Source organism: Mycobacterium sp. P4_H6 (genome assembly GCF_056400845.1).
On the sequence record NZ_JBFUKN010000045.1, the window covers coordinates 14,592 to 37,981 of the forward strand.

General features: G+C 67.2%; 23 protein-coding genes and 1 pseudogene. 13 read left to right on the top strand and 11 right to left on the bottom strand.

Annotation, left to right across the window (positions count from 1 at the left end):
* Positions 1-14 precede the first annotated feature (14 nt).
* Entirely contained in the window at positions 15-992 is a 978-nt protein-coding gene (locus tag AC1DTF_RS18895; RefSeq protein ID WP_477475164.1) for an aldo/keto reductase, read from the top strand.
* A 173-nt stretch (positions 993-1,165) separates the two neighbouring features.
* Positions 1,166-2,041 carry a serine hydrolase gene (locus tag AC1DTF_RS18900; RefSeq protein WP_477475165.1) on the top strand — a complete coding sequence of 292 codons (876 nt, stop codon included), beginning with the start codon at positions 1,166-1,168 and terminating at the stop codon, positions 2,039-2,041.
* Here the strand turns inward: AC1DTF_RS18900 and AC1DTF_RS18905 are convergent.
* Positions 2,038-2,532, bottom strand: a complete 495-nt coding sequence (locus AC1DTF_RS18905; protein ID WP_477475166.1) for a VOC family protein — start codon at positions 2,530-2,532, stop codon at positions 2,038-2,040. The two genes, AC1DTF_RS18900 and AC1DTF_RS18905, sit on opposite strands and share 4 nt — an antisense overlap.
* 77 nt (positions 2,533-2,609) lie before the next feature.
* A complete protein-coding gene (locus AC1DTF_RS18910) occupies positions 2,610-3,194 on the bottom strand; it encodes a TetR/AcrR family transcriptional regulator (RefSeq protein ID WP_477475167.1) in 585 nt (194 codons plus the stop codon).
* Between the two features lie 126 nt (positions 3,195-3,320).
* On the opposite strand from AC1DTF_RS18910, the gene AC1DTF_RS18915 reads away from it, so the two are divergent.
* The 4 genes and pseudogenes from AC1DTF_RS18915 to AC1DTF_RS18930 all read left to right on the top strand — a co-directional run bounded on the left by AC1DTF_RS18915 (position 3,321) and on the right by AC1DTF_RS18930 (position 5,878).
* On the top strand, positions 3,321-4,055 hold the full coding sequence (locus AC1DTF_RS18915; RefSeq protein ID WP_477475168.1) for an SDR family NAD(P)-dependent oxidoreductase: 735 nt from the start codon (positions 3,321-3,323) through the stop codon (positions 4,053-4,055).
* Positions 4,056-4,493, top strand: coding sequence for a nuclear transport factor 2 family protein (locus tag AC1DTF_RS18920; protein ID WP_477475169.1), 438 nt, complete (start codon positions 4,056-4,058; stop codon positions 4,491-4,493).
* 61 nt (positions 4,494-4,554) lie between these two features.
* Positions 4,555-5,179: pseudogene (locus tag AC1DTF_RS18925) on the top strand (NADPH-dependent F420 reductase).
* A gap of 39 nt (positions 5,180-5,218) precedes the next feature.
* The gene (locus AC1DTF_RS18930) at positions 5,219-5,878 is read left to right on the top strand and encodes a TetR/AcrR family transcriptional regulator (RefSeq protein ID WP_477475170.1); all 660 of its coding nucleotides are present in this window, start codon (positions 5,219-5,221) and stop codon (positions 5,876-5,878) included.
* On the opposite strand, the gene AC1DTF_RS18935 is transcribed toward AC1DTF_RS18930, so the two are convergent.
* Both AC1DTF_RS18935 and AC1DTF_RS18940 read right to left on the bottom strand, forming a co-directional pair.
* On the bottom strand, positions 5,875-6,225 hold the full coding sequence (locus AC1DTF_RS18935) for a heme-binding protein (RefSeq protein ID WP_057166949.1): 351 nt from the start codon (positions 6,223-6,225) through the stop codon (positions 5,875-5,877). The two genes, AC1DTF_RS18930 and AC1DTF_RS18935, sit on opposite strands and share 4 nt — an antisense overlap.
* A gap of 29 nt (positions 6,226-6,254) precedes the next feature.
* Positions 6,255-6,620 carry a hypothetical protein gene (locus AC1DTF_RS18940; protein WP_057166834.1) on the bottom strand — a complete coding sequence of 122 codons (366 nt, stop codon included), beginning with the start codon at positions 6,618-6,620 and terminating at the stop codon, positions 6,255-6,257.
* 122 nt (positions 6,621-6,742) lie between these two features.
* Between AC1DTF_RS18940 and AC1DTF_RS18945 the strand changes: the two genes are divergently transcribed.
* Genes AC1DTF_RS18945 through nei2 form a run of 3 tightly spaced genes read left to right on the top strand, consistent with a single transcriptional unit; the run spans position 6,743 to position 12,563 of the window.
* Positions 6,743-11,263 carry an ATP-dependent helicase gene (locus AC1DTF_RS18945; RefSeq protein ID WP_477475171.1) on the top strand — a complete coding sequence of 1,507 codons (4,521 nt, stop codon included), beginning with the start codon at positions 6,743-6,745 and terminating at the stop codon, positions 11,261-11,263.
* A gap of 48 nt (positions 11,264-11,311) precedes the next feature.
* Positions 11,312-11,791 (top strand): DUF2834 domain-containing protein, encoded by a 480-nt coding sequence (locus tag AC1DTF_RS18950; protein ID WP_477475187.1) that lies wholly within the window; start codon positions 11,312-11,314, stop codon positions 11,789-11,791.
* 16 nt (positions 11,792-11,807) lie between these two features.
* Positions 11,808-12,563 carry an endonuclease VIII Nei2 gene (gene nei2 / locus AC1DTF_RS18955; protein ID WP_477475172.1) on the top strand — a complete coding sequence of 252 codons (756 nt, stop codon included), beginning with the start codon at positions 11,808-11,810 and terminating at the stop codon, positions 12,561-12,563.
* Here the strand turns inward: nei2 and AC1DTF_RS18960 are convergent.
* Both AC1DTF_RS18960 and AC1DTF_RS18965 read right to left on the bottom strand, forming a co-directional pair.
* Positions 12,551-13,714, bottom strand: a complete 1,164-nt coding sequence (locus AC1DTF_RS18960; protein ID WP_082614084.1) for a fatty acid desaturase family protein — start codon at positions 13,712-13,714, stop codon at positions 12,551-12,553. The genes nei2 and AC1DTF_RS18960 overlap by 13 nt on opposite strands.
* A 17-nt stretch (positions 13,715-13,731) precedes the next feature.
* Positions 13,732-14,787, bottom strand: coding sequence for a ferredoxin reductase (locus AC1DTF_RS18965; protein ID WP_477475173.1), 1,056 nt, complete (start codon positions 14,785-14,787; stop codon positions 13,732-13,734).
* Between the two features lie 129 nt (positions 14,788-14,916).
* Here AC1DTF_RS18965 and AC1DTF_RS18970 point away from each other — a divergent pair, with 129 nt between their 5' ends.
* Positions 14,917-15,630 carry a TetR family transcriptional regulator gene (locus tag AC1DTF_RS18970; protein ID WP_477475174.1) on the top strand — a complete coding sequence of 238 codons (714 nt, stop codon included), beginning with the start codon at positions 14,917-14,919 and terminating at the stop codon, positions 15,628-15,630.
* A gap of 10 nt (positions 15,631-15,640) precedes the next feature.
* A complete protein-coding gene (locus AC1DTF_RS18975) occupies positions 15,641-16,429 on the top strand; it encodes an enoyl-CoA hydratase/isomerase family protein (RefSeq protein ID WP_477475175.1) in 789 nt (262 codons plus the stop codon).
* Here the strand turns inward: AC1DTF_RS18975 and AC1DTF_RS18980 are convergent.
* On the bottom strand, positions 16,426-17,196 hold the full coding sequence (locus AC1DTF_RS18980; RefSeq protein ID WP_477475176.1) for an SDR family NAD(P)-dependent oxidoreductase: 771 nt from the start codon (positions 17,194-17,196) through the stop codon (positions 16,426-16,428). The two genes, AC1DTF_RS18975 and AC1DTF_RS18980, sit on opposite strands and share 4 nt — an antisense overlap.
* 204 nt (positions 17,197-17,400) lie before the next feature.
* On the opposite strand from AC1DTF_RS18980, the gene AC1DTF_RS18985 reads away from it, so the two are divergent.
* The gene (locus AC1DTF_RS18985; protein WP_057166840.1) at positions 17,401-18,168 is read left to right on the top strand and encodes an FkbM family methyltransferase; all 768 of its coding nucleotides are present in this window, start codon (positions 17,401-17,403) and stop codon (positions 18,166-18,168) included.
* A gap of 5 nt (positions 18,169-18,173) precedes the next feature.
* Here AC1DTF_RS18985 and AC1DTF_RS18990 read toward each other — a convergent pair whose 3' ends face one another.
* From AC1DTF_RS18990 to AC1DTF_RS19005, 4 genes are all read right to left on the bottom strand, one after another.
* The gene (locus AC1DTF_RS18990; RefSeq protein ID WP_477475177.1) at positions 18,174-18,599 is read right to left on the bottom strand and encodes an MTB12 C-terminal domain-containing protein; all 426 of its coding nucleotides are present in this window, start codon (positions 18,597-18,599) and stop codon (positions 18,174-18,176) included.
* Positions 18,600-18,672: 73 nt separating this feature from the next.
* Positions 18,673-19,536, bottom strand: coding sequence for a pseudouridine synthase (locus AC1DTF_RS18995; protein ID WP_477475178.1), 864 nt, complete (start codon positions 19,534-19,536; stop codon positions 18,673-18,675).
* On the bottom strand, positions 19,533-21,272 hold the full coding sequence (locus AC1DTF_RS19000) for a glycerol-3-phosphate dehydrogenase/oxidase (protein WP_477475179.1): 1,740 nt from the start codon (positions 21,270-21,272) through the stop codon (positions 19,533-19,535). Before AC1DTF_RS19000 ends, AC1DTF_RS18995 begins: the two co-directional genes overlap by 4 nt.
* Positions 21,273-21,332: 60 nt before the next feature.
* A complete protein-coding gene (locus tag AC1DTF_RS19005; protein WP_057166844.1) occupies positions 21,333-22,745 on the bottom strand; it encodes an NAD(P)H-quinone dehydrogenase in 1,413 nt (470 codons plus the stop codon).
* A 131-nt stretch (positions 22,746-22,876) separates the two neighbouring features.
* Here AC1DTF_RS19005 and AC1DTF_RS19010 point away from each other — a divergent pair, with 131 nt between their 5' ends.
* Complete coding sequence (locus tag AC1DTF_RS19010) at positions 22,877-23,350, top strand: gamma-glutamylcyclotransferase family protein (RefSeq protein ID WP_057166845.1); 474 nt, start codon at positions 22,877-22,879, stop codon at positions 23,348-23,350.
* The last annotated feature ends 40 nt before the right edge of the window (positions 23,351-23,390 follow it).

Sequence of the window (23,390 nt, forward strand, 5' to 3'; positions counted from 1 at the left end):
GAGAAGGGACAAGAATGAAGAACGCACAACTCGGCAGCCTCGAAGTTTCCCGCATCGGCCTGGGGGCCATGGGCATGTCCCACGGCTACACCGGCGCCGGGTCCGACGACGACGAATCGATCCGCACCATCCACCGCGCCCTCGATTTGGGCGTTAACCTCATCGACACCGCCGAAATCTACGGCCCGTACATCAACGAGGAGTTGGTCGGCCGCGCCATCAAGGGCCGACGCGACGACGTGGTGCTCGCGACGAAGTTCGGCCTCGTCTCGCACGGCGGCGCGGGTCCGTGGAACATCGACAGCAGCCCGGCCAACATCCGCACCGCAGTCGAAGGTTCGCTGCGCAGGCTCGGCACCGACCACATCGACCTGTACTACCAGCACCGGGTCGACCCCGACACCCCCATCGAGGACACCATCGGCGCCGTCGCCGAACTGGTTGCCGCAGGCAAGGTCCGCCACATCGGGTTGTCCGAGGCGTGGGTCGACACCATCCGGCGTGCCCACGCCGTGCACCCGATCACGGCGCTGCAGTCCGAGTACTCACTGTGGACCAGGGATCAGGAGCCCGAGGTGCTGCCGCTGCTGCGCGAACTCGGTATCGGTTTCGTACCGTATTCGCCGCTCGGTCATGGCTTCCTCACCGGCGCCATCCGGTCGACCGACCAGTTCGATGCCGATGACTTCCGGGCCACCAACCCTCGGTTCACCGGCGAGAACTTCCAGCGCAATCTCGCCGTCGCCGACGAGGTCAAGGCGGTGGCCGACGAGGTCGGCGCGACACCGGCTCAGGTCGCCATCGCCTGGCTGCTGACCAAAGGCACTGATATCGCGCCGATTCCGGGGACCAAACGGGTGGTCCGGCTTGAGGAGAACGTCGCCGCGGACGACGTGGCGCTCACCGACGCACAGCTGAAGCGACTCGACGAGCTCACCCCGGCCGCGGGCGGCCACCACACCGATGAGCAGATGCAGATGATCGAGCGGTAGGACGGCCCTGGGCGTGTCTGTCACGCCAGGTGCCGGCAACCACCCCATGCTCTGGGCCGCCCGTTTAGGCTGGTGTGGCGGATGGGTACAGGAATCACACCGCTCCCCCGGTTTCAGGATCTGCTTCGAGGAGACTTATGCGTTGGCCGCTGCGTAACCGAACGATGACGGCCATGGCGATCGTCGGGGTGGCGCTGCTCGTCAACGGATGCGAGGCGCAGTCCTGGGGTACGCCCCCGACCGCCGAGAACACCCCGGCACCCGCGACCGCGCCCGCGCTGCCCGAGGCCCCACCCGGCCAGCCGCCCGCGTCCTTCGCCGGACTCGAGGCCCGCGTCCAGCAGGCGACCGCCGACGCGGCCACGTCCGGCGCCGACATCACGGCGGTCGTACTCGACCGCACCACCGGCCAGATCGCTTCCAGTGGAGCGAATCAGTCGTTCCCCATGGCGTCCGTGGTGAAGCTGTTCATCGCCGACGATCTGCTGCTGCAGGAGTCCGAGGGCAAGACGAAACTCTCGGCCGCCGACCGAAGCTCGCTGGACGCGATGTTGCGCTCCTCCGATGACAGCGCGGCCCAGAACTTCTGGGACCGCAGCGGTGGCAACGCTGTCATCGCCCGCGTCAAGGCGCGGTACGGATTGGCGGGCACGACGGCGCCCTACAACGGGCATTGGGACGTGACGACAAGCACCGCAAGCGATCTCGTACGCTACTACGACATGTTGCTGGACGGCAGTGGCGGGCTGCCACCCGCACAGGCCAACATCATCGTCGGCGACCTGGCGCAGTCCACGCCGACGGGCAACGACGGGTATCCGCAGCGGTTCGGCATCCCCGAAGGTCTCTACGCCGAGCCGGTGGCGGTCAAACAGGGCTGGTTCTGCTGCTGGAGCGGTCCCAACCAGTTGCATGTGTCCACCGGCGTGATCGGAGCAGATCGGCGCTACGTGATGGCGATCAGCTCGCTGGATCCCACCAGTGCGGCCGCAGCACGGACGAACATCACCGAGGCCGTCAAGACGATGTTTCCGGGCGGCACGATCTAACCGCCGGCTGACGCGGCGATATCGGCTGCGCTGATGCCGGAGAGGTCGGGCACGTTCTGCATGAGTTCGATGCGGGTGCCGTCGGGGTCGGTCAGGTAGATGAACCGACCCGACGTCGGGTCCGCAACGTCACCCAGCACGGTGCGCGTCGACTCCACGAACGTTCCGCCGGCGGCCACGATGGCCTCGGTGAGGCCGTCGACGTCCTCGACCCGGAACGACAGATGGGTGAAGCCCAGCTCGGTCATCGGCTTGCGTTGCCCCGACCCCGTGATCGGGACGTCGACCCATTGCAACAACTCGATCCGGATGTCGTCGCGGATGAGCATCGCGGACCGGAATCGGCCCTCCTGCTCCATGGTTGCGGCGACCTCGTTGTTGTCGAAGTCGAGCTGATAGAGCGGCGCGAAACCGAACACCTCGGTGTAGAAGCGGATCGAACGGTCGAGATCGGTGACGCCGATGCCGATATGTGAGAAGCCCTGGATCATAAGTGGAGTGTGACATGGGACTTCGCAACGTTCGCGTCTATTCGGGGATCTTGTGAACTGTCACGCGTGGGCCGCGGTCAGGTAGAGGGTGGCRCCGAGACAGGGATGGCGTTGTCGATGAGGACGACTGCGATGGCGGCGGCGGTGGCGAAGGTGTCGGTGTCGAGGACCCGGTTGCGGGCCGAAGCGCCATCCAAGAGCAGCGCCAGTTGTTCGCCGAGCTGTTCGGGGTCGGCGGCGCCGGCCTCTCGCGCGGTTTCGGTGAATCGCGCGGCAAAAGCCTTCTTGTAATCGCGGGCCTGCGTGCGTGCCGGGTGGGCCGGGTCGTGGATCTCCACGGCCGCCGCGATGAACGGGCACAGGGGCGCGTGGATGTCGAAGGCGGCGAGGAGGCGTTCGCGGGGCGTCAGGTCGGTGCGGTCGAATACCTCGGGCAGGATGCCGGGATCGAATCGGCGCAGGTGTTCGGCGATCAGCTCATCCTTGCCGGCGAAGTGCTGGTAGAACGTGCGCTTGGACACCTGAGCCACCGCGCAGAGCTCGGCCAAACCCGTGGTGTTGATGCCTTGGTCGCGGAAAAGTTGCTGAGAAGCGCTGAGGATGCGCTCTCGTGCGCCCCTCCCGCGGCGCAGACCTCGCGGCCCCTTCTCTACCTCCGTCATGCGCCCAGCGTAGCCGACTCAGGTACCGGGCGGTGTACATAGCTTGCATACCGCCAGGACGTCCGATACGTTAAGCACTCTAAGTGGTGTACATAAGACCGGCACCACCGACTGAATGGGATGCCCATGGGAAAACTCGACGACAAGGTCGCGGTAATCACCGGCGCGACAAGCGGTATGGCACTGGCAGGCGCGAAGTTGTTCGTGGACGAGGGCGCTCACGTCTTCATCACGGGCCGACGGCAGGACGCGCTGGATCAGGCCCTTGAAGAGATCGGACGGAATGTGACCGGTGTGCGGGCCGATTCGGCTGACCTCAACGATCTGGACCGTCTGTTCGACACGGTCAGGCAGGAGAAGGGCGCGATCGACGTGCTGTGGGCGAGCTCCGGGACGGGCGCGCAGAGCAAGCTCGGCGAGATCACCGCGGAGGACTTCGATGCCGCGTTCGCGCTGAACGCGCGCGGCACGCTGTTCACCGTCCAGAAGGCGCTGCCGCTCCTCAACGATGGTGGCTCGGTCTTCATGACCGGATCGAACGCCTCGTTGCGCGGCTACCCCAATTGGAGTGTGTACGCGGGTAGCAAGGCCGTGCTGCCCGCCTACGCACGGGTGTGGGTGTCGGAGTTGAGAGACCGCAAGATCCGGGTGAACGTGCTGACACCCGGTCAGGTCTCCTCGCCGATGTTGGCGGAGGTGATGGACGAACAGATGAAGGCGCAGTTCGAATCGGTGATCCCGCGGCGAGAGATGGGCCGCCCCGAAGAGATCGCCTCGGTCGCGTTGTTCCTTGCGTCGAGCGACTCGAGCTACGTCAATGGCCAGGAGTTGGTCGTCGACGGCGGGACCACGGTGATCTGAATGAGCAACAACGGCACCACTTTCGCCCCACACCGCGACACCGTGGAGGCCTTCGTCGTCGCCATGCACGGCGGCGCAGACCGAGACGCGCTGTCTCACATCCTCGCCGAGGACGTGGTGCTGTACGGCCCGCTCGGCGACGAGCCACTCACCGGCCGGGAATCAGTCCTGGAAGCCATGCGCGGAATCGGCACGGTGGCAGCCGACCTCACCTATAAGGAAGTCCTCAGCGGCGAGACGCACCATGCCGCGTACTTCCGGTTGCAGATCGAGAACACCGCGGTCGACGGAATGGACTACATCCTGCTCGACGCGGACGGGAAGATCGCCGAGGTGACCATCTGGTGGCGCCCGCTGCCGTCCGGCGTCGAGATGCAGGGTCACCTTGCCGACCTCCTCGGCATGCGGCCCTGGGAATTGCACACGAACGGGGTTTGACGACGAGGCCAGGCCTTACTCTCGACATTTCGTTCGATCATCAACCAAGACAGGATATTTCATGAGCAGCATCAGCATCATCGGCACCGGGAACATGGCCCGCACCATCGGCACGCTGGCGGTAGCGGGGGGGCAACACCGTCGAAGTCATCGGCCGTGATCGGTCCAGGGCCGCTGAACTGGCCGAGGCTCTCGGCGGCAGCGCGACCACGGCAGAGTTCGGCGCCGTCCCGGCCGGGGACATCGTCATCGTCGCTCTGCTGTACGCCAATGTTGTTCCCGTCGTTGCCCAGTACGGAAATGCCCTCGCAGGCAAGATCATCGTCGACATCAGTAACCCGTTCAACGCCGCCGCCGACGGGCTGGCCATCCCCGAGGGCACCTCGATCGCGCAGCAAGTTGCCGAGGTGGYCCCCTCGGGCGCGAGTGTGGTGAAGGCATTCAACACCGTATTCGGCGTTGTGCTGGCGCAGGGCCGGCCGCTGGATGTCTTCATCGCCGGCGACGACACGCACGCCAAGACCGGCGTGGCGGAGTTCATCGAAAGCCTGGAGCTGCGTCCGCTGGATGTCGGCGGGTTGCACATGGCGCATTGGCTGGAGGGAACCAGTCTGGTCTTGATGGGTCTCGCCCGCCACGGGATGGGTAACTTCGACTTTGCCCTCGGCGCCGCGGTTCCCGGCTGAGCCGCACCGCCGGCACAACGCGCGCACTACGATGCCTGGGTGGGCGAAACCCGGCGCCGGCTCTCCCCCGGCGATCGACGTAGCGAACTGTTGATCCTGGGTGCCGAGGTCTTCGGGCAACGCCCCTACGACGAGGTCCGCATCGACGAGATCGCCGAACGCGCCGGGGTGTCGCGCGCCCTGATGTACCACTACTTCCCGGACAAGCGCGCCTTCTTCGCCGCGGTGGTCCAAGCCGAGGGCGAGCGGTTGTTCGAAGCCACCAATGCCCCCGCCGATCCGGGGCAGTCGCTGTTCGACCAGGTCCGCGCCGGCGTGCTGGCCTACCTGCACTATGACGAGCAGCATCCGCACGGCGCATGGGCGGCGTACATGGGGATAGGCCGCGCCGATCCGGTGCTACGAGGCCTCGACGACCTGGGTGACCTGGCCAACGCCAAACAGGCCGACCGGATCATCGACCGGGTGTGGGCGGCCGCGGGCCAACCGCTGGACGGCACCACGGCCCGCGAGTTGCGGGTCACCGTGTACGGCTGGCTGGCGTTCACGTTCGAGCTGTGCCGCCAGCGCGTACTCGATCCGGCGTTGGACGCCGATTTCGTCGCCGACACCTGCGCGCACAGCCTGCTCGACGCTGTCGGCCGGGTGCCGGGTATCCCGGCACGCCTGGCCGCGGCGGTATCGGCAGCGCGTCGCTAGCCGCCGCAGCGGGCGCGGAAATCCCTGGTGGGTTGCCGGATGCCCCGAAGCTCATCTCGCACCTGCGGATTGGCGTCCAGGTAGGTACCCAGCTCGTCCCGGCGCTCCTCCTGCGTCTTGCCCTGTAGACCGGTGAAGAAGTCGTTCACCGGCGGATGGGTGAACAGGTAGGCCGATGTCGCCGCGGTCACGCCGGCAATCACCCCGGCCAGATCGGCGGCGGTGCAGTTCGGCGGCGGAGGCGGAGGGAGCGGCTCCGCGGATGCCGTTGCCACGGAACCGAACACGGCGAGCGCACCCAACGCCACCGCCAACACCCGTCGCGCCGGGATGGAATTGATCAGCATGCCGCTCTCCTTGATCGATTTCTTTTCCTTCATCGACGGCCACCGCCACGCCCGCCGCCACGGCCACCACCGGCGTTGGGCCGGTTTCCGCCCGGCAATCCGACATTGGGTCCACCGGGCCCGCCCGGCCGGCCGATATCCGGGTCCAGGTTGACGTCGATCTCCCAGCCCCAGGCGTCGTTGCAGTCGGTCCAGTCGTAGTCGCATGGGTACGGCACGTACGGCCCGGACGAACCGCTCGGTCCATCGCCGGTGTTCGAGCCACGGACATCGCCCTGCGAACAGATGGTGGTTCCGCCCGTACTCGTGCAGTCCGCTGCCGCGATGGGGGTGGGCGCTACGGTGAGGCCCGCGCCGATCAGCACGGGCACCACGAGAATGTTGAACAGTCGCATCACTGACTCCTTCAGCCGTCGTGAGCGAAACTGACGTCTCCGTCAGGATCGTATGCCAGTTCGAGCGCCTCTGCACAGCGATTGCCGCAGGTCATCGCAACTTGTCGGTGGGTGGGGGCACCATGGAGGACGTGCCCGCCGAGATCGACCCACTGGCCCGGTTCAGTCCGCTGACCCGGGACTGGTTCCGTGGCACCTTCCCCGCCCCCACCGCGGCCCAGGCGCAGGCCTGGTCGGCGATCGCCGACGGGGACAACACGCTGGTCATCGCCCCGACCGGCTCCGGCAAGACCCTGGCCGCCTTCCTGTGGGCCATCGACGACCTCGCCCAGCACCCCTCGGAACGGTCTGCCGGCACGCGTGTCCTCTACGTATCCCCGCTCAAGGCGCTGGCCGTCGATGTCGAGCGCAATCTGCGCACCCCGCTGACCGGCCTGGCCCGGGTGGCCGAGCGCGCGGACGTGCCGGCACCCACCATCACCGTCGGCGTGCGCTCCGGGGACACCACACCCAAAGACCGCCGCGACCTGATCTCCAGACCTCCCGACATCCTGATCACCACCCCCGAATCGCTGTTCCTCATGCTCACCTCGGCGGCGCGCGACACCCTGACCGAGGTGCGCACCGTGATCATCGACGAGGTACACGCCGTTGCCGCCACCAAACGCGGTGCCCACCTCGCCGTCTCCCTGGAGCGACTGGACGCCATGCTGGAGCGGCCCGCGCAGCGCATCGGGTTGTCGGCCACGGTGCGGCCCGCCGAGGAGGTGGCCCGGTTCCTGGCCGGGACAGCGCCGACGACCATCGTCGCCCCGCCAGCGGACAAGACCTTCGAACTGCAGGTGCAGGTTCCGGTGCCCGATATGACGAACCTGACCGAGGGCTCCATCTGGCCCGATGTGGAAGAACGCATCGTCGACCTGGTCGAAGCGCATCACTCGTCGATCGTGTTCGCCAACTCGCGCCGCCTCGCGGAACGTCTCACCTCCCGGCTCAACGAGATCCACGCCGAACGCAACGGTGTCGAATTGCCGGGCGGGCACAACACGAAGGTGGCTGCCGGCGCGCCGGCACACGTCATGGCCAGCGGGCAGAGCTTCGGGGCGCCGACCGTGCTGGCCAAGGCCCATCACGGTTCGGTGAGCAAGGAGCAACGCGCACTGGTCGAGGACGATCTCAAGAGTGGGCGGCTCAAGGCTGTCGTCGCCACCTCCAGCCTGGAACTCGGCATCGACATGGGCGCGGTGGATCTGGTCATCCAGGTGTCCGCGCCGCCGTCGGTGGCCAGCGGCCTGCAGCGCGTCGGCCGCGCCGGGCACCAGGTCGGTGAGATATCCCAGGGCGTGCTCTTCCCGAAGCATCGCACCGACCTGATCGACTGTGCCGTCACGGTGGAGCGGATGCGGGCCGGCCAGATCGAAACCATGCGGGTGCCGGCGAACCCCCTGGACGTGCTCGCCCAGCACACCGTCGCCGCGGCCGCGCTCGAACCGTTGGACGCCGATGCCTGGTTCGACACGGTGCGACGCAGTGCACCCTTTGCGGCATTGCCGCGCAGCGCCTTCGAGGCGACGCTGGATCTGCTGTCCGGGAAGTACCCGTCGACCGAGTTCGCCGAACTGCGCCCCCGGCTGGTCTATGACCGCGACGCCCGAACCCTCAACGCGCGGCCCGGTGCGCAACGTCTGGCGGTCACCTCCGGTGGCGCCATCCCCGACCGCGGCATGTTCACCGTCTACCTCGCCTCCGAGTCCGAAAAGCCCTCACGGGTCGGCGAACTCGACGAGGAGATGGTCTACGAATCGCGGCCCGGTGACGTGATCTCGCTGGGTGCCACGAGCTGGCGCATCACCGAGATCACCCACGACCGGGTACTGGTGGTGCCCGCACCCGGCCTGCCCGCCCGGCTGCCGTTCTGGCGTGGTGACAGCGTGGGACGTCCCGCCGAACTGGGCGCGGCGGTCGGGGCGTTCACCGGCGAGCTCGCCCAATTGGGATCCGACGCTTTCCGCACGCGCTGCCAGGAAACCGGATTCGACGAGTTCGCGACGGACAACCTGTGGCAGCTGCTCGACGAGCAGCGTCAGGCCACCGGTGCGGTCCCCAGTGACACCACGTTGATCGTGGAACGCTTCCATGACGAGCTGGGCGACTGGCGGGTGATCCTGCACTCCCCCTACGGCTTACGTGTGCACGGCCCGCTGGCGCTGGCGGTCGCACGGCGGCTGCGGGAACGCTACGGGATCGACGAGAAGCCGACCGCCTCCGACGACGGCATCATCGTGCGACTGCCCGATGGCGGCGACGATCCCCCCGGGGCAGAACTTTTCGTGTTCGACGCCGACGAACTGGAACCCATCGTCACCGACGAGGTCGGTGGTTCGGCCTTGTTCGCGTCCCGGTTCCGCGAGTGCGCCGCCCGGGCGCTGCTGCTGCCACGCCGCCATCCCGGCAAGCGGTCCCCGCTGTGGCACCAACGCCAGCGCGCCGCCCAACTGCTCGACGTGGCCCGCAAGTACCCCGATTTCCCCATCGTGCTGGAGACCGTCCGGGAATGCCTGCAGGACGTCTACGACGTGCCCGCTCTGACGGACATCATGAACAGGGTCGCCCAGCGCAAGATCCGGTTGCTCGAAGTCGAGACCGCCACGCCGTCACCCTTCGCCGCCGCCGCCTTGTTCGGGTACGTCGGCGCATTCATGTACGAAGGCGACAGCCCTCTCGCCGAAAGACGCGCCGCAGCACTGTCATTGGACACCGTCCTGCTGGCCGAACTGCTGGGCCGGGTGGAGCTGCGCGACCTGCTCGACCCTGATGTGGTCACCGCGACCACCAGGCAACTGCAACATCTCGATGCCGACCGGGCCGTCCGCGACGCGGAGGGTGTCGCCGATCTGCTGCGCCTGCTCGGGCCGCTCACCGAAGCCGAGATCGTGGAACGCTGCGTGCAGGACGACATCGGCGGTTGGCTGGACGGGTTGCGCGCCGCCCGACGCGCGCTGACGGTGTCCTACGCCGGATCGACGTGGTGGGTGACCGTCGAGGACGTCGCGCTCTTGCGCGACGGTGTCGGGGTGGCGGTACCGGTCTGGGTGCCCGCCAGCCTCACCGAATCGGTCACCGATCCCCTCGGCGATCTGCTCGGGCGCTTCGCCCGCACCCGCGGGCCCTTCAGCACCGACGAAGCCGCCGCCCGGTTCGGGTTGGGCATCCGGGTGACCGCCGACGTACTGGGCCGGCTGGCAGGCGACGGCCGGTTGATCCGCGGCGAGTTCACCGAAGCGATCGCCGGATCTTCCGAACAATGGTGTGACACCACCGTTCTCAAGATTCTCCGGCGACGGTCACTGGCGGCCCTGCGCGCCGCGGTGGAACCGGTCAGCACCGCGGCGTACGGCCGCTTCCTGCCGGCCTGGCAACATGTCGGCTCCACCCACAACCGCGGGGTGGACGGCCTGGCCGTGGTGATCGAACAGTTGGCCGGCCAGGCACTGCCGGCGTCGGCGATCGAGACACTGGTGTTTCCCCAGCGGGTGGCCGACTATCAGCCCGCGATGCTCGATGAGCTGCTGGCCTCCGGCGAGGTGACCTGGTCGGGTATGGGTCAGATCGGCGGATCCGACGGCTGGATCGCCTTCCACCTGGGCGACTCCGCGCCGATGACGCTCGCCCCGCCCGCCGAGATCGAGTTCAACGACAATCACCGCGCCATCATGGAGGCCCTCGGTCACGGCGGCGCCTATTTCTTCCGTCAGCTGGCCGACGGTTTGTCCGAGGGCGATCTGAAAACAGCTCTGTGGGAACTGATCTGGGCCGGCTGGGTCACCGGTGACACGTTCGCCCCGGTGCGCGCCCTGCTGTCGGGCCCGCGCCGCGCCGGCGCTCCGTCGCACCGGCAGCGCCAGCGCCCCCCGCGGCTGAGCCGCTACAGCCTGGCACAGGGGCAGCCGCGGACCGATCCGACGGTGGCCGGTCGCTGGTCGGCGTTGCCCGCCGCCACACCCGATTCCACGGTGCGCGCACACTTCCAGGCCGAGCTGCTGCTCAACCGTTTCGGAGTGCTCACCCGCGGTGCCGCCGACGGCGTACCCGGCGGATTCGCGATGCTCTACAAGGTGCTCACCGCGTTCGAGGACGCCGGACGTTGCCAGCGTGGCTATTTCGTGGAATCACTGGGCGGCGCACAATTCGCCGCGGCCTCCACGGTCGACCGGCTGCGCTCCTATCTGGACGGTATCGACCCGCAGCGCCCGGAACTGCACGCCGTGGTGCTGGCGGCCACCGACCCCGCCAACCCGTACGGCATGGCATTGCCCTGGCCGGATGCCGCCGAGGTGACACACCGCCCCGGGCGCAAGGCCGGAGCGCTGGTGGCGCTGGTCGACGGGCAGCTGGTGTGGTTCCTGGAGCGCGGCGGAAAGTCCCTGCTCAGCTTCGGTGCCGAGGCGGAAGCGCAGGGTGCCGCCGCGGCGGCGCTGGCCACCCTGGTCGGACCCGGCGGCCGGATTCCGGCACTGCTGGTGGAACGCGTCAACGGTGTCACGGTGCTCGACCCCAACGCCGGTGAAGAACATGCCACCGTGTTGGAGGCGCTCGTCGCCGCCGGCTTCGCGCGCACCCCCCGAGGACTTCGCCTGCGTTGAACTTGTCAAAACTGACAAAACTTGAGGCCGCTGTCCGATACTCCGATGATGGTCTCGCTCATCGTTCACCTCGTGCTGGGTATCGGCGTCATCGCCTGGATCGTCCGCGCCAACCAGCACGTGTTCGCACGCCCGACCGATGGCAGCCCGATGTTCTCACCGTTGGAGATCCTCTTCTACGTCATCGGCGTCGCATCGATCGCGCTCGGTTACTACTTCAACCATCAATTCGTCGCGAGCTACGCAGTCGAGGGCGGCAACCCGATCTGGGGTCCCGGCAGCTGGCAACAGTTCATCGTGCTCGGCTACGCGAACCCGGCGGCCGCCTCGGCCAGCCAGGACTACACCATCATCAACGTCATCCTGCTGCCGCTGTTCACCATCGTCGACGGCTACCGGCGCGGCATCAAACGTCCGTGGCTGTACTTCGTGGCCAGCCTGTTCACCAGTTGCGCGTTTGCCTACGCCTTCTATTTCGCCACCTTGGACCGGGTACACCGGCAGCAGAAGGCACTCACGTCGGTGTGAGCATGTTCAATGGGGTATGCCCGAAGGTGACACCGTCTTCCGCACCGCCACCAAACTGCGCGAGGCGCTCGCCGGAAAGACGCTGACCCGCTGCGATATCCGCGTCCCCCGCCATGCGACGGTGGACCTGACCGGGCAGGTTGTCGACGAGGTCCTCAGCCGCGGCAAGCACCTGTTCATCCGGGTGGGCGACGCCAGCATCCATTCTCATCTGAAGATGGACGGCAGCTGGGTGATCGGCGGGTTCCGCGGCCCCCAGCACCGGGTACGCATCGTGCTGGGCACCGCTGACACGGTGGCATTCGGGATCGATCTGGGCATCCTCGACGTCCTGGAACGCGACCATGATCAGGATGTCGTGGCCCATCTCGGGCCGGATCTGCTCGGCCCGGATTGGGATCCGCAGCGGGCGGCGGCGAACCTGATCGCCCAACCGGACCGCGAACTCGCCGATGCCTTATTGGATCAGCGGGTGATGGCCGGCGTCGGCAACGTCTTCGCCAACGAACTGTGTTTCGTGTTCGGCCGCAGCCCCGAGGCGCCGGTCGGTAGCCTTGCCGATCCGCTGCGGGTCGTGCAACGCGCACGGGACATGTTGTGGCTGAACCGGAACCGGCCGAATCGCATCATCACCGGAAACACCCGTCGCGGCCAGCAATTCTGGGTGTACGGCAGGGCCGCAGAACCGTGTCGCCGCTGCCGTACCCCCATCAAGAGGGACGACAGCGGCGACCGGATCAGATATTGGTGCCCGAATTGTCAGGCGGCCTGAGCCGCTTCAGGTTTCGGGGCAGCCGGATTGCGGGTCGGCAAGGCCAGCCGCAGGATCTTCTTGACCACGGTGCCGAACTGCTTGTACAGCGGTCCACTGTTGTAGGGCAGGCCGTAGCGCTCGCAGATCTCGCGGACCTCCACCGAGATCTCGGCGTGCCGGTGGGCCGGGATGTCCGGGAACAGGTGGTGTTCGATCTGGAAGGACAGATTGCCGCTCAAGATGTGGAACCACTTGCCGCCGGTCAGGTTCGCCGAGCCGAGCAGCTGGCGGAAGTACCACTGGCCGCGGGATTCGCTCTTGGTCTCCTCGATGGAGAACTCCTGGGTTCCCTCCGGGAAATGTCCGCAGAAGATGATCATGTACGACCACACGTTGCGCATCAGGTTGGCGGTCAGGTTGCCGGTGAACACCCACGGCGCGAACGGCCCGGCGAGCAGCGGGAAGGCCACATAATCCTTCAGCGTCTGCTTCTTGGTCTTCTGCCATATACCGCGGATGATATCGCGCTTGTCGGCGACGCTGATCTCACCGGAGCGGATGCGTTCGGTCTCCAGCTCGTGCAACGCCACACCGTACTGGAACAGCACCATCAGCAGGAACGCGTACACCGGGTTGCCCAGGTAGTACGGCGACCACCGCTGGTCCTCGCTCATCCGCAGGATCCCGTAGCCGATGTCACGGTCCATGTCCACGATGTTGGTGTAGGTGTGGTGCATGTAGTTGTGCGAATGCCGCCACTGATCGGACGGGCAGGCGTTGTCCCATTCGAAAGCCTTGCTGGCCAACGCCGGATCACCGGTCCAGTCGTACTGGCCGTGCATGATGTTGTGGCCGATCTCCATGTTGTCGAGGATCTTGGCGATCCCCAGCATGGCGGTGCCTGCCAGCCAGAACGGCGGGAAGATGCCACCGAACAGCAGGGCCCGGCCACCGACCTCAAGGGTGCGCTGGGCCTTGATGACCTTGCGGATATAGGTGGTGTCCCGCTCACCGAGGTCGGCGACCACCCGTTCGCGGATGGCGTCGAGTTCGGCGCCGAACGCATCGGCCTGCTCGGGGGTCAGGGAGTACTTGTCGGAGCGCACCGCGCGGTTACGGATGTCGTCCTTGGAAATTGCTTCGGGGCGAACGGAAATCATGTCAGTCATAACTGTTCCTTCCGGTCTCAGAGATCGATGGCGACGTCACCGACGGCGGCGGTGACGCATATCTGGATGTCTTCACAATCAGCGGTGGACACTGCTCCGGTGATGAGGTTTCGCACCGCGCCGCTCTTCTTGAAGCGGGTGCAGCTGTGGCAGATACCCATCCGGCAGCCGCTTTCCGGGTTCAGTCCGGCGGCCTCGGCCTGGGCCAGCAGTGGCTGGCCGTCATCGACGACCTCGACACCGCTGTCGGCGAACGTGATTGTGCCGCCGCTGGTTTCGGTCGGCAGGGCGAACTCGGGGGGTACGAAGCTCTCCGAGTGTGCCTGCGGGAAGATCTCGCGGACGGCCTCGATGAGTACCGCGGGGCCGCACACGAACACCGCATCCGGTTCGGGCATCGCGGCCGCCAGATGCGCGGTCCCGAAGCGTCCTTCCAGATCGGATCCGGCGGTGTCGCGGGTGTAGCCGTGCAGCACCCGGACGCCGGGCAGCGCGTGGAGTTCCTGTTGATAGCAGGCCTCGGCGGCCGAGCGGGCGTAGTGGATGAAGGCGATCTCACCGGTGAATCCCTCGGTGCGCAGCGTGCGCACCATGGACAGGACCGGGGTGATGCCGCTGCCACCGGAGACGAACAGGATGCGCCGCGGACGGACGGCGGGCATCACGAAGTCGCCGCCGACGGAGTCCAGGCCGACCACCATGCCGGGTCGGGCGTGATCGCACAGATAGGTCGAAACCAGACCGTCGTCGTGACGGCCGATGGTCAGTTCGATCAGCGGGCTGCCCTCGGCGCTTGCGGGTGAGTAGCAGCGGGTGCGGCGGCGTCCGTCGATCTCGACGGACAAGTTGATGTGCTGGCCGGCGCGGAAGCCGGCGAAGGCGCGGTTGGGCTGCAGGGTCAGGGTGACGCTGCGCGAGGTCTGACGGCGGACGGCGACGACGCGTGCGCGGGCCTGTCCCTGCGTCCAGGTGGGGTCGACGATCTCGGTGTAGCGGTCGACACCGTGGGGTCCGGTGAGCAAATTCAGCAGGGAGGACCGGGACATCCGCCGCGTCAATGTTTCGGTGAACATATGTACACTCTGATCGTGCTAGAGGTTGTTGGTCAAGGAAAATCTGCAGGCTGTGATGGGCGCAACATAGTGAACACTCGTACTCTTGAATCACAAACACCTGGTAGCTCTGCTGGCCAAGAACCGGCCATGCGCGCGGTTGTAGGCTCTTTAGCTGTGGAAAGCGACATTCCCAAGGCCCGCTCGGGGCGTTCCGGTCGCTCGAGCAAGTCCCGCTCGCGCGATACCTTGTCGCGCGACGAACGCAAGGAGGTCACCCGCCGTGCGATCGTGGCCGCTGCCCTGCACCTGCTGGAAGAGGGCAGCTTCACCGGCCTGAGCCTGCGCGAGGTCACCCGCGAGGCCGGCATCGTGCCCGCCGCGTTCTACCGGCACTTCGACTCCATGGAGTCGCTGGGCCTGGTGCTGATCGACGAGTCGTTCCGGTCACTGCGGGACATGCTGCGCGGCGCCCGCGCCGGCAAACTCGACCCCAACCACGTCATCGACTCCTCCGCCGAGATCCTGATCGCCGGCATCAGCGAGCGCCGCGAGCACTGGCGCTTCATCACCCGCGAACGCTCCAGCGGCACCGCGTCCCTGCGGTACGCGATCCGCACCGAAATCCGGCTGCTCACCTCCGAGCTCGCGATCGACCTGGCCCGCTTCCCCGGGCTGAAGAACTGGAGCAGCGAGGACCTCAACATCCTGGCCAACCTGTTCGTCAACGCGATGATCTCCATCGCCGAACTGGTCGAGGATGTCGCCGACCCGGCTGCCCTCGAAGCGATCAAGCAGACCGCGATCAAACAGATGCTGATGATCGCCGTCGGTGTCCGTGGATGGCGCAGCGACGACACCTAGGGTGTCGCACATGCCAGAACTGGAGCTGACCCATCCGCGGCCCGAGATCGCCGTCATCACGCTCAACCGCCCGGAAAAACTCAACGCGCTGTCCTCGACGCTGGTGGAGGACCTGCACAGCACCCTCGACGCCATCAGGGCCGACAACGACTGCCGCGTCGTGGTGCTCACCGGCGCCGGCCGCGGATTCTGCGCCGGGCTGGACCTCACCGACCCCAATCCGCCTTCGGTATCGGCGGGCCTGGAGGCGCCGCGCGCCGGCATGCGCTGGCAGGAACGCATCGCCGAGCTGACGGTCAAACTGCACCGGCTGCGCCAGCCGGTGATCGCCGCGGTGAACGGACCCGCCTACGGCGGGGGCTTCGCGCTGGCGATGGCCGGCGACATCCGGATCGCGGCCCGGTCGGCACGGTTCTGCACGCAGTTCATCAAGCTGGGCATCGGGGGCTGCGACATCGGCGTCAGCTACACCCTGCCGCGCATCATCGGAGCCGGACCTGCCTTCGACCTGATCCTCACCGCGCGCACCGTGGATGCCGATGAGGCCCTGCGCCTGGGCATGGTGACCCGGATATCCGAGGACGACGCGATCGTGCAGGACGCCCTCGGTATCGCCGAAACCCTCTGCGGATACGGCAAATTCGGGCTCGAATCCACCAAGCAGGTGCTGTGGGCCAACCTCGACGCCGGCAGYCTGGAGAACGCACTGCAGGTCGAGAACCGCAGCCAGATCCTGGCAGGCACCAGCGGTGAGATGCGGGCCTTCGCCCAGGCGTTCGCCAACCGCAAGAAGGACTAGCGGGGCGTCCCGCCCCCGTCGACGATGACCACCTGACCGGTCATGTAACTGCCTGCACCCGAACACAGCAGCAGCGCCGCCCCGACCATCTCGTCGGGCGAGGCGAGGCGCTTCATCAGCGTGCCCGCGGTCATCGCGTCGATGGCCCGCTGCGGATTGTTGCGCATCATGTCGGTGTCGACGGGCCCCGGCGCAATGGCGTTGACCCGGATACCCGACGGAGCGAGTTCGGCCGCCATCGACCGGGTGACCGACATCAACGCCGCCTTCCCGGACGCATAAATGGCCAGTGACGGCGCGAAATTGAAGGCCCCGACGGACACCATGTTCAGCACCGCGGCCGACGAACTCTGCTTCAGATGCGGCAGTGCGTGCTGCACCAAGAACACCGGCCCCTGCAGATTCACGGAATAGGACTTGGTCCACGCCTCGGGCGTCATCTCACCGAGCGGCTGCGCCAGGGCGTTGGCGGCGTTGTTCACCACCACGTCGACACCACCGAACTCCCCGACGGTGGCCGAGACCAGCGCTGCGAGCGAATCGGGGTCGCCCACATGCGTCGGGACGCCGAGGGCCTGCCCGCCCAGCCCGCGCAGGTGCTCAGCGGCGGCCTCGCAGGCATCGGTCTTGCGACTGGCCACCACCACCCGCGCGCCCGCCAGGAGGAACCCCTCGGCCAGCGCCAGACCGATTCCGCGGGTGCCGCCGGTCACGATCACCGTGCGTTCCGACATGTCGAACAGTTGGTCAAACCCGGTGCGATCCACGCCGGTCAGTAGATCAGATCGACGTCGCCGGTTGCGGTGAACCACCGTTCAGCAACCATCGGCTAATGGCGGCCCCGCCCGCGACAAAGTCACTACTACGTCACACATGCGCGGCCCTCCGCTGTCAAAATGTGCGCTTACGACTAATCTCATTCGGAACCGGGCATACCTACCGCAAGGTTGACCCGTCACTCTGGAGGTGGAATGCAGATCGCTGGGCGTGGATTCGGCAAAATTGCCGGTTCAGTTCTGCACCGCCGGAACTACATCGCCGCACGCAACATGCTGCGGGTTTACGAGCACCCCGTGGAGATCTTCAGGCGTTACCTCACCGGGGCCGGCACCTACCCCACCGTCATCCGCGTGCGCACCCCGCTGGGCTGGGTCTCGCTGCAGCTGTACACCGCGCATGACGTGCTGACGGTGAACGAGATCTTCTGCCGATCCGACTATCACGCCGACACCAATGACCGTGTCATCGTCGATTTCGGCTCCAATATCGGCATTTCCGCGGCGTATTTCCTGTCACGGAATCCAGAAGCCTTCACCTACCTATTCGAGCCGCTGCCGCGTAACGTCGCGCGCCTGCAGAACAACCTGCGCCCGTTCGAGGACCGCTATGCGCTGCAGGAAGTTGCGGTCGGTGCCGTCGCCGGCGAGGTCGAGTTCGGCTTCGAGGAAACTGGCCGGTACGGCGGCGTAAACGCCGAATTGGGCAATTCCTTGACCGTGACATGCGTCAATTCTCAGCAGATATTGCGTGACGTCGTCGAAAAGCACGGCCAAATCGACATCCTCAAGATCGATATCGAGGGTTTGGAAGCGGCCGTCATCGGCAATATTCCGGTCGATTTGGCGCGCAACATCAAAAAGCTCTATGTCGAATGGCTTTTCGCCGAGAACCCGTTGGAGCAGACGCATACCTTGCAGCACTGGGGCGGTATCGCGCAATTCACCCTCAAGGAGAACTGACCGCCTCAGACGGTGCAGTCGACCCCGGCGACGTCCCGCGCGATGACGCACGCCGACGGATTGGACAACTTCCACGCACCGCCCTGGTCGATCCAGTAGATGTGGTGCGTCTTGGTCCCGAAGAGCGGGATGGTCACCGCGATCTGCGCGTCCACCTGGTTTCCGTTGAGCACCGGATTCTGTACCTGCCAGTCGACCATGCCGCTGTAGGCGTTGAGCCGGTTGGCGATGTTGTCGGTGGTGGGCACCGCGGCATCCCCGCCGGCGAGCTTGGCGGCACGCGTGGCGGCCGGGGCACCCGTGTTGAGCACCTGCTGCAACTCCGAGGTCAGTTCCTCGGCGCTGGGCGCCGCGGGTGCCGCCCACGCCACACCCGTCGCGTTTATGACCCCCACCGCCAACATCGACAACGCAGCCACTGCAGCACGCATGAACGAACCTTTCCGAAAACAAATGAGCCGACCCGTCGCACACCTGACCACGCCGGAGGCTTCCCGACAAGACCTACGTCCCGGCGAGCAACGCCCGGCCGCTGGTGAACCGCCGCGGTTCGCCGCTCAGCGGGTCCTCGAATTCCAGCGTCTGCGCCAGCAGTTGCAGCGGGCGGCTGAAATCGTCGGCCGCCACCTCGAGCACGTCCGGGTACAGCGAGTCGTTGTCGATCGGCACACCGAGCGACGCCATGTGCACGCGCAGTTGGTGAGTGCGCCCGGTGCGCGGGGTCAGCCGGTACAACCCGCCGGAGAGGTGTTCGACGTAGGTTTCGGCGTTCGGTTCTCCGGGCTCCTCGTAGGCCTGTAAACGGCCGCGCTCCTTGCTGATCCGGCTGCGCACCACCGCCGGGAGGTCGACCGTGGGTGTGCCGGTCGCGCGCGCCAGATAGATCTTGCGGGTCTTCTGTGCGGCGAACAGGGTCTGGTACGCGCCGCGCAGCTCTCGCCGTGCCGTGAACAGCAACACTCCGGCGGTCAGCCGGTCCAGGCGGTGCGCGGGGCTCAGCTCCGGCAGACCGAGTTCACGCCGCAGCCGTACCACCGCGGTCTGCACGACATGCCCGCCGCGGGGCATGGTGGYCAGGAAGTGTGGCTTGTCGACCACCACGATGTCGTCGTCGCGGTGCAGGATCGGCATCTCGAACGGGACGGGCACCTCGTCGGGCAGGTCGCGGTACAGGTAGACGAACGCGCCGGGAGGCAGCACCGTCGACGCGCCGACCACCGCACCGTCCGCGCAAACCACCTCCCCGGCAAGCACTTTGGTGGCCGCAGCCTCGCCGAATCGGTCGGCCAGTTCGACGAGAACCGCGCCGCCMCGAAGGCGGACACGGGTAGGTCCCAGCCCGTCGCGGTCGGGCAACGGGGCGCTCAATTCAGCGGCACCGGTTCCAGGATCTCGGCGCGCGCCTCGGGGGCCGCCGCGCGAAGTGCGTCCGCGGACTCGTCGTCGGGCTCCTGCTGCGATTGCACCTCGGCCTCGACCCGGGCCAGGTAGGTTGCGACCTCGCGGTCGATATCCTCGGCGCTCCAACCGAGCACGGGCGCAATGACTTCGGCAACCTCGCGGGCGCAGTCCACGCCGCGGTGCGGGTACTCGATGGAGATCCGCGTCCGTCTGGCCAGGACGTCCTCCAGGTGCAGCGCCCCCTCGGCCGCCGCGGCGTACACCGCCTCCACCTTCAGATACACCGGGGCGTCGGTGATCGGTTCCAGCAGTTCGGGTTTGCCCTCGGCAGTCGAGAGCACCTCGCTGATCAGCGAACCGTAGCGGTCGAGCAGATGACGCACGCGGTACGGGTGCAGACCGTAATGGGTGCCGACGTGTTCGGTCTGGTTCACCAGCGCGAAGTATCCGTCGGCGCCCACCAGCGGCACCTTCTCGGTGATGGACGGCGCCACCCGGGTGGGCACGAATTCGGCGGCCGCGTCGATCGCGTCCTGCCCCATCACCCGGTAGGTGGTGTACTTACCGCCTGCGATGGCGACCAGGCCCGGTGAGGGCACCGCGACGGCGTGCTCGCGCGACAGCTTCGACGTCGACTCGCTCTCACCGGCCAGCAGCGGACGCAGGCCCGCGTACACGCCGTCGATGTCGTCGTGGGTCAGCGGGGTGGCCAGCACCGTGTTGACATGGCCGAGGATGTAGTCGATGTCGGCCTTGGTCGCCGCCGGGTGCGCGAGATCGAGATTCCAGTCGGTGTCGGTGGTGCCGATGATCCAGTGCGTGCCCCACGGGATGACGAACAGCACCGACTTCTCGGTGCGCAGGATGATCGCGACCTCGCTGACGACACGGTCGCGTGGGACCACGATGTGCACACCCTTGGAGGCGCGCACCCGGAATCGGCCGCGCTCCTTGGACAATGCCTGGATCTCGTCGGTCCACACACCGGTGGCGTTCACCACGACGTGCCCGCGGACCTCGGTGACCGCACCGTTCTCGGAGTCGCGCACCTTGACCCCGGTCACCCGGTCACCCTCGCGCAGCAGCGCGACGACCTGGGTGGAGGTGCGCACCACGGCACCGTAGTGCGCCGCGGTGCGGGCCACCGTCATGGTGTGCCGGGCGTCGTCGACGACGGTGTCGTAGTAGCGGATTCCGCCGATGAGTGAACTGCGCTTGAGCCCGGGCGCCAGCCTCAAGGCGCCCGCCCGCAGCAGATGCTTCTGCGCCGGAACAGATTTCGATCCACCCAGCTGGTCGTAGAGGAAGATGCCCGCCGCGATGTAGGGGCGCTCCCAGACCCGCTTGGTCAGCGGGAACAGGAACGGCAGCGGCTTGACCAGATGCGGCGCCAGCGTGGTGAGCGACAATTCGCGTTCGTGCAGCGCCTCGCGCACCAGGCCGAATTCCAGCTGTTCCAGGTAGCGCAGGCCGCCGTGGAACATCTTCGAGCTCCGGCTGGAGGTGCCCGACGCGAAGTCGCGGGCCTCGACGAGGGCGACCTTCAGGCCGCGGGTCGCGGCGTCCAGGGCCGCACCGGCACCGACCACACCACCACCGATGACGACGACGTCGAACTGTTCGCTGCCGAGCCGTTCCCAGGCGGTCGCCCGCTGGGTGGGCCCGAGCCGAGCTTGAGCAGTGCCTGAGATCGGGTCGGTCACGATTACGAGCCTACGTTGCACGACCGCACGGTGTGGGGCGTCAGCGCCCAGACCTCGCCTTTAGTCGAGGTCGTCGTGAGCCATCAGCCGGCGCGCGGCCTCCACGGTCGAACCGGACAGCGACGGGTACACCGACAGGGTCTGGGCCAGGTCGGTCACCGTCAGGTTGTTCTGGACGGCCAACGCGATCGGCAGGATGAGCTCGGAGGCGATCGGCGCGACGACCACGCCGCCGATCACCACACCGGTGGCGGGCCGGCAGAAGATCTTGACGAAGCCGCGCCGCAGCAGCGACATCTTCGCCCTGGCGTTGGTGGTCAGCGGCAGCATCAGGGTGCGGGCGGGGACTGCGCCGCTGTCGATCGCGGTCTGCGGGACGCCGACGGCGGCGATCTCCGGGCGGGTGAACACCGCGGCGGCCACCGTACGCAGCCGGATCGGCGACACGCCTTCGCCGAGTGCGTGGTACATCGCGATGCGGCCCTGCATGGCGGCCACCGAGGCCAGCGGCAGCAAGCCGGTGCAGTCACCGGCGGCGTAGATGCCGGGCGCGGTGGTCCGCGACACCCGGTCCACGCTGAGATAGTTGCCCGCTCCGAGCTCGATACCGACCCGCTCCAGTCCCAGGCCCCCGGTGTTGGGCACCGAACCCACCGTCATCAGGGCGTGGCTGCCCTCGACCACGCGTCCGTCGGCCATCGCCACCTTGATGCCGTTGTCGGTACGGGTCACCGAGTCGGCGCGGGCGTTCTTCACCAGCTTCACGCCGCGCTCGGCGAAGGCCTCCTCCAGCACGGCGGCGGCGTCGGAGTCCTCGTGCGGCAGGATCTGGTCGCGGCTGGCCACCACCGTCACCTTCACCCCGAGCTCGGTGTAGGCGCTGCAGAACTCGGCGCCGGTCACGCCCGAACCCACGATCACCAGGTGCTCGGGCAGTTCGGTCAGGTCGTAGAGCTGGCGCCAGTTCAGGATGCGCTCGCCGTCGGGCCGGGCGTTGGGCAGCACCCGCGGGGTGGCGCCGGTGGCGATCAGCACCACATCGGCCTTGAGCACCCCGGTCTTGCCGTCGGTGGTGGTGACCTTGACCCGGTGGGCCGCCATGCCGGGCACGTCGTCGACGAGCTCACCGCGCCCGCGCACGACCGAGACCCCGCTGCTCAGCAGCTGGGAGCCTATATCGGCCGACTGCGACCTGGCCAGCGTCTTGACCCTGTTGTGGATGTCGGCGAGGGAAATCTTGGCATCGTCGATGGCGATGTCGAAGCCCAGACCGTTGGCGCGGCGCAGCTCGGTGCGCACACCGGTGGACGCGATGAAGGTCTTGGACGGGACGCAGTCGAACAGGACGCAGGCGCCGCCGATGCCGTCGGAGTCGATGACGGTCACCTGTACGGCCGGTCCGCGGGCCGCGGCGACGAGGGCTGCCTCATATCCGGCGGGACCGCCGCCGATGATCACGATGCGGGTTGGCACGGTGATAAACGTAGTGGGTCACTGCGCTCGAGCCCACATGACTGATCCGCCGGGTCGCTGCGCCCCTGCCCGCCGCGCCTATCTCCCGGGTCGCTGGGCTCCTGCCCGCCGTACCCCTTAAAGTTGGGCGCGTGCCGCTCTACGCCGCTTACGGATCGAACATGCATCCGGAACAGATGCTGCAGCGGGCTCCGCATTCACCGATGGCGGGGACCGGCTGGCTGTATGGCTGGCGGCTGACCTTCGGCGGCGAGGACCTCAGCTGGGAGGGCGCGTTGGCGACCCTGGTCGAGGATCCGTTGTCCCGGGTGTTCGTCGTGCTCTACGACATGACTCCCGAGGACGAGGAGAACCTGGACCGCTGGGAAGGGTCCGAACTCGGCTTCCACAAGAAGATCCGCTGCCGGGTGGACCGGCTGACCTCGGACACCACCACCGACCCGGTGCTGGCCTGGCTGTACGTGGTGGACGCCTGGGAGGGCGGGGTGCCGTCCGCGCGCTACCTCGGCGTGATGGCCGACGCCGCGGAGATCGCCGGCGCCCCTGCCGAGTACGTGCACGATCTGCGCATCCGCCCCGCGGGCAACGTCGGGCCCGGCACCTAGACCCCTCGGCTGACTCGCAATGTCACCCTGACAGCGTCGC

Coding starts and splice junctions, on each gene's coding strand:
- AC1DTF_RS18895 (WP_477475164.1), top strand. CDS start 15: ATGAAGAACGCACAACTCGGCAGCCTCGAAGTTTCCCGCATCGGCCTG.
- AC1DTF_RS18900 (WP_477475165.1), top strand. CDS start 1,166: ATGGCGATCGTCGGGGTGGCGCTGCTCGTCAACGGATGCGAGGCGCAG.
- AC1DTF_RS18905 (WP_477475166.1), bottom strand. CDS start 2,532: ATGATCCAGGGCTTCTCACATATCGGCATCGGCGTCACCGATCTCGAC.
- AC1DTF_RS18915 (WP_477475168.1), top strand. CDS start 3,321: ATGGGAAAACTCGACGACAAGGTCGCGGTAATCACCGGCGCGACAAGC.
- AC1DTF_RS18920 (WP_477475169.1), top strand. CDS start 4,056: ATGAGCAACAACGGCACCACTTTCGCCCCACACCGCGACACCGTGGAG.
- AC1DTF_RS18935 (WP_057166949.1), bottom strand. CDS start 6,225: ATGCTGATCAATTCCATCCCGGCGCGACGGGTGTTGGCGGTGGCGTTG.
- AC1DTF_RS18940 (WP_057166834.1), bottom strand. CDS start 6,620: ATGCGACTGTTCAACATTCTCGTGGTGCCCGTGCTGATCGGCGCGGGC.
- AC1DTF_RS18945 (WP_477475171.1), top strand. CDS start 6,743: ATGGAGGACGTGCCCGCCGAGATCGACCCACTGGCCCGGTTCAGTCCG.
- AC1DTF_RS18950 (WP_477475187.1), top strand. CDS start 11,312: ATGGTCTCGCTCATCGTTCACCTCGTGCTGGGTATCGGCGTCATCGCC.
- nei2 (WP_477475172.1), top strand. CDS start 11,808: ATGCCCGAAGGTGACACCGTCTTCCGCACCGCCACCAAACTGCGCGAG.
- AC1DTF_RS18960 (WP_082614084.1), bottom strand. CDS start 13,714: ATGACTGACATGATTTCCGTTCGCCCCGAAGCAATTTCCAAGGACGAC.
- AC1DTF_RS18965 (WP_477475173.1), bottom strand. CDS start 14,787: ATGTTCACCGAAACATTGACGCGGCGGATGTCCCGGTCCTCCCTGCTG.
- AC1DTF_RS18970 (WP_477475174.1), top strand. CDS start 14,917: ATGCGCGCGGTTGTAGGCTCTTTAGCTGTGGAAAGCGACATTCCCAAG.
- AC1DTF_RS18985 (WP_057166840.1), top strand. CDS start 17,401: ATGCAGATCGCTGGGCGTGGATTCGGCAAAATTGCCGGTTCAGTTCTG.
- AC1DTF_RS18990 (WP_477475177.1), bottom strand. CDS start 18,599: ATGCGTGCTGCAGTGGCTGCGTTGTCGATGTTGGCGGTGGGGGTCATA.